Raw genomic sequence first — 12,169 nt, forward strand, 5'->3', positions numbered from 1 at the left:
CAAACGTGCCCCATGCACCGTGACAGCAAGATTGAAAGGCAGAGATGACCGAAGTTCGCGATCACGCCTGTCCGACCGATGCGACCACTTTCCCTCAGCTGATACGGTCTGCCGGAGACAAGTATGGAGACCAGTCAGCGCTGATTTTCAAAGGCGAAACAGTGCCGGACGCAAGCATCAGCTTCAGGGAACTGGAACGGCAGAGTGCGACACTTGCCCGCGGGCTTATCGCGCGCGGCGCAGGCAAGGGATCGCGTATCGGCTTCATTGCCGGAAACACACCCGAATTCCTTACGATCTTCAGCGCCATCTGCCGGATCGGCGCCATTGCCATACCGGTAAGCACGTTGATCAAGGCCGACGAACTGGTCAGGGTCCTGCGGCGGTCCGACGTGGGCGGCTTGATCATTCAGCCATCCTTGCTGGGGCACGACCTTGTGGAACGCGTTCTGACTGCGCTTCCGGCACTGCAATCCGTGACAGATCCTGAACTGCGGCTGCCGCAAGTGCCTTTCCTGCGCTGGATAGTCTGCACCGGCTGCTGGGAACTGCCTGCCGGGATCCGGGATCTGGCATTTCTTCGCGATGCGGCCAACACCGTCGGAGAAGAACTGCTGCTGGCCATCGAAGCAAACGTCCACCCGGCTGACCAGGCAATCGAGATCTACACATCGGGATCGATGGCCTTGCCGAAGGGCGTCCCGCACAATCATGGCCCCATGCTCAGCCGGCTCCACTTTCTTGCCGGCGCACTCAAACTGGAACCGGGCATGGAGCGCCATGTGATGCAGCCGATGTTCTGGATTGGAGGACTGGGCTTCATGGCTCTTCCGAACCTCGAGCGTGGCGTCACGTCGCTTTGCACCGAGCGGGGCATTACCGACAGCCGGCGTGCGATGGGCAGCGTGCTGGCCGAAGATGACATTTACAAGCCCGCTCCCGACGAGATCAGCTGGTCAATCGGGATGACGGAGACTTTCGGTCCTTACGCGTACAGCTACGAGGTCCGTGTGCCGGGGTATCCCTTGACTTCCCCGCTTGATCATATCGCCCCTGGGTATGAACTACGTCTCTGGGTTGACGGCCGTGAGGCCGCCGAAGGGGAACCTGGTGAAATCCAGGTCCGCGGTTATGCCTTGACGCCTGGATTGCACAAAGAGGACCGCAACTCATATTTTGAGCCAGACGGCTTCTACCGCACCGGTGACATGGCAGTGCGTGAAGGCAAACGGATTCATTTTCTCGGCCGCAATGGCGACATGATCAAGTCAGCCGATGCCAATGTTTCTCCGGCCGAAGTGGAAATGGAAATGCAGCGTCTCGAAAATGTGCATTCCGCATATGTCGTTGGCATCCCCGATGCCGAACGCGGACAGCTCGTCGTCGCCGCCGTCGTGCCCAGAGATCAGGCCAGTCTGGATTTCGATGACATCGAGCGCGTGCTGCGTGCGCGGCTTTCAAGCTTCAAGGTCCCCAGCGCTTACGTGACGTTGGCGCGCGAGGAAGTGCCGATGCTGGCCACCAACAAGGTCGCCAGGCGCGAAATCGAAAGAATGATGATCCAGCGCCTGCGATGTTGAACAACGGATAAGTCTGCCTTGCCCGGGTGAGAGCGAAACGGTTGAGCATTTGCTTCCCCCGGACAAGTCACCAGAGCAGATTTGAACCGGCGACGGCAGAGCACGGCACCTGTGTTTATCGCAGCATGACCTCGCGCAGCTTCGCGATGTCGGCATCGGTCATGCCGAGGGCTTGCTTCAGGTAGCCTTCCGATCCGCCGTAGGTCTGGTCGAGGTACGTGAAGAACTGCGCCAGATAGGAGGCACCGCTCGGGGTATAGAGCGGATTGGCCTTCATTTCCCCGTTCTTGCTGGCCGCCATGTAGATCTGAACGATCGGATTATTCGGATAATCCTTGGGATCGACTTTGGGCATTTCCCACTGCGGGCGGCGCAGTTCGGTCGAAAGGTGATAGTCCTTCAGGATCGTCTCGCGGTCCACGCCGAGAACATCATAAAGCAGCGCCGTCGTGACGCCCGTCCGGTCCTGTCCGGCAGAGCAGTGGTAGATCACCGCCCCATCATCGGCAATGAGGAGGCGGAACAGAGATCGCAGCTGCGGCACCAGCATCTTTTCCATGCCGGAGTACATGTTCTCGCCATCGCCCTTGCCGAAGCCTGCCATCATGGCCTTGGCCGAATAGTCGTTAGCGATGAACATCGCGCCAGTCCGGTCATCGACCAGATCGGGTGCGACTTCGCGCTCCTCGATCGAGCGCAAGTCCACGACACTGCCGATATGAAGCTGGCCGATCAGGGCATAGTCGGCATCGGTCAGCATCGGAAAGGCGCCCGAGCGGAAGGCCTTGTCCCAGCGCACGGTCTTGCCATCCCTGGTGACGTAGCCGCCCACGTCGCGGAAGTTGCTGCCCTGTTGGAGCGGCAGCGCCCGCTCTGCAACGACGGTTATGTGGCCGTCTTCGCCAAGAAGGATGACATAGCGGCGCTTGTCAGACGGAATATCCAGCTTGAGCTTCCGGTCCTTGCTCGTGGCCATGACGCGCTGGTCACCGTCGTCGATCTGCGTGTCGGCGCTGATCCAGACCGAGACCGGCGCGGTATCACCCCGGTCGAGTTCGACAGTCTTGCTATCCAAACGCGTAACGGTCGCCATCTCCCGCGCAAACGCGGGAGACGACACCAGAACGGCCAGGGTGAGGAGAGCAGTCGGGCGCTTGAGAAAGTGCATGGGTCCGTTTCTTCCGGTCAGTAGGTGAAGCGCACGCCGAACATGTAGCGCGAGCCGATCCGCTCGACTTCGGTCGGCGTTGCGGTCGTGCCTTCGTAGGCGATGTAGGTTTCGTTGGTGAGGTTGGCGAGATCGGCGAAGAGCGTCAGGTTCTCGTTCACGGAATAGCGCAGCGAGACGTCGAGATTGCCGTAACCCTTACGGTATTCGCCGCTGCCGAGGCCGCCCAGTGTATCAAGCCAGTGCGAACGCCACTGATAGCTGACGCGGGCCGAAACGCCGTACTTTTCGTAGAAGAGCGAGGCATTGGTGATCGTCTTGGACATGCCCTGGAAAGCAATGTTCTTCTGGGCCGGTGTGTCGAAGCTGCCGTCAAGCAGCGTCAGGTTGCCCTGGAAGCCGAAGCCGGACAGCGCGCCGGGCAGAAAGTCGAACTGCTTCAGCACGTTGAATTCCACGCCGTAGAGCTTGCCGCTCTCGCCGTTGAACATGCCCGACAGCCGGTAGCCCGAACGGTCGACCCCGCCGAAATCGTAGAAGTCCGAATTGACGGTCTGCTGGCTTTGGTAAAGCACGTTGTCGACCCAGCGGTAGAAGCCCGCAACCGAGATCATGCCGTTGCCGGGCAGGTAGTATTCGATGCTGGCATCGGTGCCCCAGGTGTATTCGGGCTTCAGGAACGGGTTGCCGCCGCTGATGGTGCCGGGGCTGGTGGTGTCATTGATAGAAGCGCCGACGCGCATGGCGCCGTAGGCCGGACGCGATACGCCGCGCTGGTCGGCAAGGCGCAGGACGAGATTGTCCGTCGCCTCGTAGCGGATGTTCAGGCTGGGGAAGAGGTCGGTGCGGCTCGAATGCATCGACAGCGGGATGTAAGACGCGCCGTCGTAGACCGAACCGGCATTGTCGAGCACGTAGTTTTCGACGCGCAGGCCGCCGATCGCGGTTAGCGGGCCGCTTTCCACCTTGGCCATGACATAGCCGGCCAGCGTCTTTTCCTTCTGGAAATAGAGGTCGGTGGCGGGAACATCCTTGTCCGGATTGTAGAGGCCGTAGCCTTCCAGCGCCGACAGCAGATTGTCGACATCGCGGCGCATGCCCACGTTGTCGATGTAGTTGAAGGTCAGGCCGAGCGGGTAATCCGAATCCCATGCCTTGTCAGTGACATAGCTGTTCACGTTGAACGGCTGGCCAATTGCTGCGGCATAGGCGCCAAGGTACACGAAATTCGAGAACGAGAAATTGTTGCCGGTGATGTCGCGGTCGGCATAGAGGCCGCCGGCAGACAGCGTGACGTTGCCCATTTCCTTGGAGACATCGAGCTTGGCGGTGTAGCTGTCCGAAACCGTCTTTTGCTTGGCCGGGATCAGGATCGTGCCGGGGATCGACAGTGAGGTCTGGCTGAACGTGCCGCTGTTCACCGTGAAGACCGGGAAGTTAGGGTTGCTGATGTCGTAGGACATGTCGGGCAGCCCGGTGCTGGCGGCCATCACCAGCGGCAGGTAGCTGGTGTTTTCGGTGCGGGTGTAGTTCAGTTTTACCGATGCCGTCAGGCCATCGTCGGTGGCATAGTCGCCTCCGATCGTGCCGATGTAGTTGCGGTTGCGGTATTCGCCGAAGTTGAAGCTGCCGCGCATGGCCGCGACGGTGTCACCCTTGATGGTGAAGTCGTACTGGTTGCGCTGTTCGTTGTCGTTGAATTCGGAGAAGATCGCCTTGGCATAGATGCGCTTGCCGGCTTCCGGTTCGTATTCGACGCCGCCGAACAGGCCGTTGTTCCAGCGTTCCAGCCGGTACTGGCGGATGCTGAAATTGGTCGGCGTGCCGTCGTCGGCGTAGGACGCCTCGCGGTTGTCGGTGAGCTGCTTGCGGCGGTAGTGCGAGCCGCCCAGTACGAAACCGAAGGTGTCGTTCGACCACGAAAGGCGCAGCGAACCCTGCCGCTGCTCGCCGCCGCCGAGATCCATCTTGCCGTAGCCGAGGTCGCCCGAGACGTGCAGACCCTTCTTCTGCATCGGCGAATAGGTCTTGAGGTCGATCGTGGCGACGACCGCATCGGCCTGCAGGTTGGAGGTCAGGGACTTGTTGATGACCATTTCCGACAGGATCACGGCGGGAATTGCGTCGAAGCGATAGGCGCGGGTGTCGCCGCCTTCGTCCACACCGACCATCGGGATGCCGTCGATGCTGACCGAGGTCCAGCGGTTGGGTGCGCCGCGCACCTGAATGTAGCGCTCCTGCCCCTGGTCGCGCTGGACCGCGACGGCGGGAAGGCGCGCGAGTGCGGCTGCAGCGTTCTGGTCCGGAAAACGGCCGACGGAGTCTGCGGCGGCGATGTCGGTGAGGTTGTCGGCCTTGCGCTTGGCCTCGACCGAGGCCTGCTGCGAGGCGAGGATAGTGCCGGTGACGACGATGGCATTCCCATCGTCAGCAGCGTCATCAGCGGCATCAGCGGCATCAGCGGCGAATGCTGCAGACCCGAAACTCATGAAAGCAGCCGTGGCCCCAACCAAGGCCGACGAACGCATGAACGTGGATGAAATAGGCGTCATTGAAACGATTCCCCTGTGTTGCGGGGCACCCACTAGAACGTTTGGTTGTACAATCCGTGACGCATTTACGTCCAATTAATGACATTGGATAGCGCCAATTTTCTCGTAACTTCAAAGTCGATCTGCTAGACCACTCTCTACGGAGAGCATATAAACTAGGGTTTATAAAATTGAAATTATTGACTATTCCTTCGTCAGATCGACTTATCCAAGCTGTATTGGAGCTCTGGGAAGCAGAGGGAAGCGCCAGCATGTCGGCCCGGAAAATCAGCCTCGCAGCCAATACACCTGCTTCCTCAATTTACCATCATTTCGGATCAATGGAACAGTTGGTTGTTAGGGCACAGGAAGCGGCTCTAGCTGGCGCCAGCGCTTGGGCCGACGATATCCTGCGTCAACTATCGATGCTTCCTGACGACCTTTCTGCGTTTGCAGGCTTCTTCGCCGCGACTGTCGACGATTGGTCATACAATCAACGGCAGCTCGCCTTTGCATGGCGCGAGGGCCAGTTGCTCGCCGCAAGAAGTGGATTTTGCCGGACAACAGACCAGCAATGGGCCTCTCTTTGGACAACGTTTTGGCGCACTTCTGCCGGAAAATTCGGCCTCGGCGACCAGAGGATCATTCTTGAGAGAGTATTCGAGAGCGAAAGCCTGCTCCATATGATGCATTGGGAAAGGTTAGTGGACCGGGCAGGACTCGATGAATTCGCTAAAGGGCTGACAGCCTGGGTAACAGGCGCGGCAATTCCGCCGTCACCTTGGCGCGATGCCGCGCGAACACAGGCTGCATGTTCCATGCCTGAAATGCCCCAGCGCGACGAGGCCGCGACTGCTATCATGAAAGCGGCCGCAACAGTCCTGGAGCGTCATGGAGTCGCGGGCTTGACGCATCGCGCGGTCGCAAGTGCGTCTGGCCTGACCCACGGCGTCGTCTTGCACAAGTTTCCGACCAAATCGGCATTGCTATCTGTCGCGTTCGAAGCCGTTTATCTTTTGCATAGCGAGCCACCTTCAACGCTCGACGAAACAAGAGCTTTGCCGCACGGTGATGCTTCGGTGCTTGATCTGGTTGCCTGCAGCATTAGCCGGACAGTCGGGAAACTGGGCGTCGAAGAGCTCATTCTTGCCGTCGCCAGAGATCACTCCTTAAAGCAATTCGGCGCGCAGCTGCGTTACTTGCGTGGGCGAGGTTCAAAGGCCGCTCTTGAAACTATCGTCGGAGGGCGGCGCCAGATCGGTCATCTGGAGGCAGCCCTGTTCTCCAGCTTCGGGTCGTCACAGACGCGGAGTTATGCAGTCATTTCCAGCGAGAATATGGAGCAGCGCATTCGCGCTGAATTGAACTTGGTGGAAGCTTGCGTACTCAATGCAAATGCTGCTGCCGTACAAGGATAGGCAGACCATCAAAGCGGCCGTTGGCGCAGGACGGTCGAACGCCCATCACCTCGAAACGGAAAGTGGAGACCTTTGAAGGATCCGCTGAAAGGACATCCGTTCAGGGCCTCCTCCGTGCGGCATTCTCCATACAATCGGCTAGGTCACGCAACTGTTCCGTTTCGTCGCCTTCGGCCCACGCGATGACGGTTTCCGAAACCAGGTTTTGAGAAAGCCCCTCCAGCGCGACCAGACGGGTGGTCTCCGGTGTATGAAACTCTCGCAGGCCATTGATGAAAATGGCCCCCATCTCGCAGGCCACCATGATCCTGCCGGTTACCGGATCCTGCGGATATCCGACGATATCCGGTTCGAAACCGGCATTGCGGCAAAGGGCAAGCTGCAATTGGTGCAAGTCAGGCATGCGGCGGGGATCCGCCATCAGCCAGGGCCGGCCGCTCAGCAAACTGAGATGAATTGCTCCTTGCGGCATGTCCCAAGCCTTCGGCACCAGCACCATGAGCTCTCCCCGGTGCAGGCTGCGCCAGGACAGGCCATGACAGTCGGCGCGGTTGAGCAACATAATGCCAGCATCGATTTCTCCGGAACGTAATGCCTGACCCTGCGCGATGCGAGGCACGGCGCTCAACTGCACATCGCATTCGGGGCGTAGCCGCCGATAGGCCTGATACCCGTCGACTATCGTCTGCGTTTCAGATTCGGCGGTAGCACAGATGCCAATTCGGATCCGGGCCTGATCACCGTCTTGGATTCTGCGCGCCCTCTCCGCGGCGACGGCAATGCGCTCCAGCGAAACCAGCGCCTCCCGGAAAAATTCCGTTCCCGCTGGAGTCAGAACAACGGACCGCGTCGTGCGCTCGAACAACTGCGCACCCACTTGCGACTCCAGCCGCTTGATTGAACGGGTCAATGCCGGCCGGCTGGTATGCACGCGCTCCGCCGCGCGCGTGAAACTGCATTCCTGCGCGACGGCGACGAAATGCTGCAAAGCCACGAATTCGATCACGACGCCATCTTCCAGATATTAGTATCAAATTTGATAACAATGCCTGCGCCATTAGCAATTGTTACGCAATCCATCGAGGTGCAAAGAGAAAGTGTAAAAGCGATGTATCCGGCCGGGACGACGTGGCCGCAAGGCAATCGAATACCGCGCATGAAGCGCTGCGGGAGGATGGGAATGTCGATCGAACTGAATGTGGAAGCCCTCCGCCGGGACGGCTACGTCATCATCGAGGGGCTATTTTCAGACGAGTTTTGCGATCGCGCGACAGAAGCCCTGCACCGCATACAGCATGACTATTCGATTCGAATTTCGGAAAACGATTTTTCCGGCCGCAATACGGTGCGGATCATGAATCTGTTGCAGTACGACAATCTTTTTCAGGACATTCCCGTGCACGAAGGATACCTGCCGGTCATCCAGTCCTACATGGACCGCGAGTGCCTTCTGTCAGGTATAGACAGCTCGGAAATCCTGCCCGGTGAAAAAGCGCAGATGCTCCACACCGACAGCTGGTGGTATGACGATATCCGGCTCGACTTCCCCATTACGGTCAACAGTGTACTGACCCTGACAGACTTCACCACGGAAAACGGGGCGACGCGGGTCGTTCCTGGCAGCCACCTGTGGCCGGCTGATAAGGTTTCTTACGAGATGGCCGAAGCCTCCAATGTTTCGAACCTGCCAGCCATGCATATTCGTGGCTATGGCACGGAATGGGAACCGGTTGTCGCGGAAGCCCCCAAGGGCTCGGTGATCCTGTTCGATAGCCGCCTTGTCCATGGCGGCGGTGCCAATACGACAGACAAGGCCCGCCCGAGCATCATCTCGCCATTCTGCCGAGGCTGGGTCCGGCAACTCGATAACTTTGCCTATGCGCTTTCGCACGAAAAGATGCGCAGCTTCTCTCCGCAATTGCAGCAGCTCATCGGTCTTGAAAAATACCGCGGGGGCTACAGCAACGTCAACAACATGAGCCCACGCGAATGGTTGTGGGATCGCAAGGTACAGCAGGCCTGAACCCACACGACATATGCGCTGCCAGTCAAGCCGGACACTCTGCCCGCTTGGCCGGCTCGGCAAAGCAGGTGATCAGGCCTGCTCTTCCCACAACCCTAGGTGCGAAGCAGTCCTGTCGATCGAATCCGTCATTTGCATTTCACCGGACTTCGCACGCCGTCCCAGTTCCGCGATCACGGCGCCACCGTCTTCTGCTTCGATTTCATAAATTGCCAAAAACTGTCCAGGCAACTCCATCCCTGGAGCCGGGCTGGCGCTAAACCGTCGGCATGACTTCACGCCCGGGATAGCCAACACATCCTTGACGTGCACGTCATCGTACCACGTGTTGTACTCTTCTTCCCGGCCCGCAACGGCACTGCTTGTAGCAACGAGAACATATTTCTTCACTATCTCACTCCTGGAATGCGAACTCCACAGGCCTCACGCATCAGGCTTGACCGTCCAGCTTTGCAACTTGCTCACCCGCCTCGATATATTTGTCGATCATGCGATGCAGATTGCGGCAGCGAATTTCTGAGTAGCGGCCGAAATGGACATCGCGGTCACCGAGCGCGCGCAGTCCTTCCTGCACAGATGGGATGTTCGATTCATCCTGATCGTAAACGCCCGCCAGATACGCCAGATCTCCGGTGCAATCTGCCCATTTCTGATCGGGCCGCAGCAATTGCATCGTGGCCGGAGCTGGCGCGGGCTGGTCCTTCGGTGCAAGCTTCCAGAGGAACACCTCCATCAGGCACTGTTCGTGATCGAGCCCCACAGGCCGGAAACGATATCCGATCTTGGTGGCAAGACTGCCCCAGAGGTGGAAATTCGGGAACAGATCGTGCGAGAATCCGTCGAGGAAATCCGCATCGCACCGCTCGGATAAATCGCGTCCTGTCCGCTCGGAAAGGTTCTTCCGTCCGGTAATGGCAAGGTAGCGGCGCTCGGTCATATCCGGACCAAATTCTATGCCCGCACTTGCACCGGCCTTGTTGCCGTTCTTCATCGCAAGATCGAGGATTTCCTGCGGCGACAGCTTGGGCCCGGCATAGACCAACCCCGGATAGCCATGGGGTGAAATCGCGCGCGTCACATGGTCGGACAGCACGTCGTACTGGGCATTGGCGTCTGGCGTATAGGGCGAGACCTGCGGATGCGTCGCCCCGACATGATGATTTTCCAGAAACGCTTCGGCACACACCTTCCAGTTCGCCGGCAGCACCTTCGCCACATGCGCCGCCTTGTAGACATGGTCTATCATCCAGTAGTCCATGTGGCGCGGCAACGGATCGGCGACTTCCTCGAACGGCTTGCAGTTGGCATCGAAGTTCACGAACACAAAGCCGGCCCACCGGGCCACCTTGACCTCGCCGAGCGGAAAGTTGTCAGCGTCGATCTCGGGGAAGTCCCACGCGACCGGGCCCGGCTTGAAGGTCCCGTCAATATTCCATGTGAAGCCGTGATAGGGGCACCAGAACTGTTTCTTGCACCCGCCCCGATCGGCCAGTTTGCGCCCCCGATGGAGGCAGATGTTTTCGAATGCGCGAATCGAACCGTCGTTCTGGCGCGTGACCAGCACGGACCGGTTGACGATATCGAAGATGTAGGTATCGCCAGGATTGCGAATTTCTTCTTCCCGGCATGCATACTGCCACGTCTTGAGAAAGACGTGTTCGACTTCCAGCTTGAAGAATTCCGGATCGGTATAGCGCCGGGCACTGACAGGTTCGCTTCCGAGGTCGACCATGCGGTGTTCGCGCACGATGTCCGAGACCGGCTGGAAGGTTTCATCGATGTCCAGAATGTCCTGATAGGTCAGGCCCTCCCACAATTCGATCGGCAAACGCTTGCTGCCGCCCCGCTCCGGGTCGGCCGTGACGTTCAGTACCTTGGGCTCATCCATGATGTTCACTCTACCTCCGTCAATTCGCCGGGACGGTCAGCGCGGTAAGTTCACGGATCGATCCCAGCGTCTCGAACCTGGCAATCGTCTCGACCAGCTGGTTCGAGCGGGCCACGCCAAGGACCGGCATCACCAGGGCGTGGAACTTCTCGACCAGATCCTCCCACTGCCGCTCGAGATCGCTGTCCGGACGCGGCGTGAAGATGTCGATGCGCGCCGTGTGGACTTCCCCGTTCTTCAACCTGAGCGTCACTTCGCTGGGATGCGACATGTGGAACAGGCGAGCTTCCGGTTTCACCTGCACCAGCCCGCGAGCGGCCACGAGCAGCGGGTCCATGACCAGCTCGTCCGTGAAGGAATCTGTCCCCGTATCCCGGTCCGCCAGCGCAAGCGCGGCACAATACTTGATCGAGAACATGCCTTCCAGGCCGGTCTTGGGGTCCTCTATGCCGCAAACTCCGGGGGTAAGCTCGGGCACGACGAGTTCCACGACCTCCACCTCGTCCAGCGAGAATGGCCGCTTCGCCCGAATGGAACGGATGCCGTCAATCGACGAGTGCGTACCGCCGCAGGCTGCGTGAAGCTTGAAGATGATTTCCTCCACGCCCTGCCTTTCGCCGGAAGCGACCGAAGGCCGGGTGGGATCGAAAGCGTCGGGCGATGGATTGACCGCGCTGGCGAAACCCAGCGGCGATTCAATGACGTCGCGCGGACCGGTAAAGCCGGCCTCGCATAGACGAGCCGACAAGACTCCCACGGCTGCTGCGTTGCCGGCATTGAGGTGCTTGCCCATGGTGCCGAAACTGGAGCGCAATCCCGAAGCCTGTGTCCCCGCGATCCCCAGTGCCTGCAACGAACGGTCGGCGTCGAGCCCGAGCAAACTGCTGGCGGCCATTGCCGCGCCGAACACCCCGAAAGTTCCCGTGCAGTGCCAGCCGCGCGGATAGGAGGCATCGGTCACGGATTCGGCGATGATCCTGAGTGTCTCGAAACCGTGCAGCAGGCTCTCGAGCACACGCATGCCATCGAGATCGAGTTCGTCGCCAAGGGCAAAGACCGTCGGCAGCGTTACCACCGAAGGGTGGATGCGCATGCCCATGTCATCGAAATCCTGCGAGTGGCTCGCGATGCCGCCGCACAAGGCCGCCTGGCGTGCCGTCATGCGATGCGGTGCGCCAATTACCTGTGCCGCGCCCGGGCCACCTTCCGCCAGCATGACATCCTGTGCGATCAGAGCGGACGGCTGGCGGGCACCGGAAATCGTAACACCGATCCAGTCGAGAACCGCGTGACGCGCGCGCTGCAGAACCCGGTCCGAAGCTGACGCAGCAGTGATGTTGCGCACATCATCCACAAGCTTGGCGGAACAACCAAGCTCACTCACACGATCAAGCGCCTCTTCCATGACACCTCCGGATAATTATGAATTCAATTTAAAATCCACCACCTTTCAAAGGAAGTCAAGGAGCCCTGCATCCTTCTGTGCGAGCCACATCGCCGCACAGGAGTTGATTTCAATTTAAAATTATCGCAATGGTCATCCTCAAGGAAACACAGTTCC

At 59.3% G+C, this 12,169-nt stretch carries 9 protein-coding genes; 3 read left to right on the top strand and 6 right to left on the bottom strand.

What is annotated here, in order from left to right:
- Positions 1–44: 44 nt before the first annotated feature.
- Complete coding sequence (locus LK12_RS22975) at positions 45–1,580, top strand: class I adenylate-forming enzyme family protein (RefSeq protein WP_039290389.1); 1,536 nt, start codon at positions 45–47, stop codon at positions 1,578–1,580.
- A gap of 115 nt (positions 1,581–1,695) precedes the next feature.
- Here LK12_RS22975 and LK12_RS22980 read toward each other — a convergent pair whose 3' ends face one another.
- Both LK12_RS22980 and LK12_RS22985 read right to left on the bottom strand, forming a co-directional pair.
- A complete protein-coding gene (locus LK12_RS22980) occupies positions 1,696–2,748 on the bottom strand; it encodes a tyrosine-protein phosphatase (protein ID WP_039290392.1) in 1,053 nt (350 codons plus the stop codon).
- Between the two features lie 17 nt (positions 2,749–2,765).
- Entirely contained in the window at positions 2,766–5,300 is a 2,535-nt protein-coding gene (locus LK12_RS22985; RefSeq protein ID WP_039290395.1) for a TonB-dependent receptor, read from the bottom strand.
- A gap of 170 nt (positions 5,301–5,470) precedes the next feature.
- Here LK12_RS22985 and LK12_RS22990 point away from each other — a divergent pair, with 170 nt between their 5' ends.
- Positions 5,471–6,697 carry a TetR/AcrR family transcriptional regulator gene (locus LK12_RS22990; RefSeq protein WP_039290398.1) on the top strand — a complete coding sequence of 409 codons (1,227 nt, stop codon included), beginning with the start codon at positions 5,471–5,473 and terminating at the stop codon, positions 6,695–6,697.
- A 100-nt stretch (positions 6,698–6,797) separates the two neighbouring features.
- On the opposite strand, the gene LK12_RS24800 is transcribed toward LK12_RS22990, so the two are convergent.
- On the bottom strand, positions 6,798–7,703 hold the full coding sequence (locus LK12_RS24800; protein ID WP_039290402.1) for a LysR family transcriptional regulator: 906 nt from the start codon (positions 7,701–7,703) through the stop codon (positions 6,798–6,800).
- Between the two features lie 174 nt (positions 7,704–7,877).
- On the opposite strand from LK12_RS24800, the gene LK12_RS23000 reads away from it, so the two are divergent.
- Complete coding sequence (locus tag LK12_RS23000) at positions 7,878–8,720, top strand: phytanoyl-CoA dioxygenase family protein (RefSeq protein ID WP_039290404.1); 843 nt, start codon at positions 7,878–7,880, stop codon at positions 8,718–8,720.
- A 72-nt stretch (positions 8,721–8,792) separates the two neighbouring features.
- Here LK12_RS23000 and LK12_RS23005 read toward each other — a convergent pair whose 3' ends face one another.
- From LK12_RS23005 to LK12_RS23015, 3 genes are read right to left on the bottom strand one after another with little or no spacing between them, the layout of a single operon-like run.
- Positions 8,793–9,110: a hypothetical protein gene (locus LK12_RS23005; RefSeq protein WP_052223751.1), complete on the bottom strand. Its 318-nt coding sequence runs from the start codon at positions 9,108–9,110 to the stop codon at positions 8,793–8,795.
- Positions 9,111–9,150: 40 nt separating this feature from the next.
- The gene (locus tag LK12_RS23010; RefSeq protein ID WP_197063648.1) at positions 9,151–10,608 is read right to left on the bottom strand and encodes an aromatic ring-hydroxylating oxygenase subunit alpha; all 1,458 of its coding nucleotides are present in this window, start codon (positions 10,606–10,608) and stop codon (positions 9,151–9,153) included.
- 19 nt (positions 10,609–10,627) lie between these two features.
- Positions 10,628–12,013 (bottom strand): MmgE/PrpD family protein, encoded by a 1,386-nt coding sequence (locus LK12_RS23015; protein WP_039290407.1) that lies wholly within the window; start codon positions 12,011–12,013, stop codon positions 10,628–10,630.
- Between the last annotated feature and the right edge of the window lie 156 nt (positions 12,014–12,169).

Source organism: Novosphingobium malaysiense, assembly GCF_000802225.1.
GTDB lineage: Bacteria > Pseudomonadota > Alphaproteobacteria > Sphingomonadales > Sphingomonadaceae > Novosphingobium > Novosphingobium malaysiense.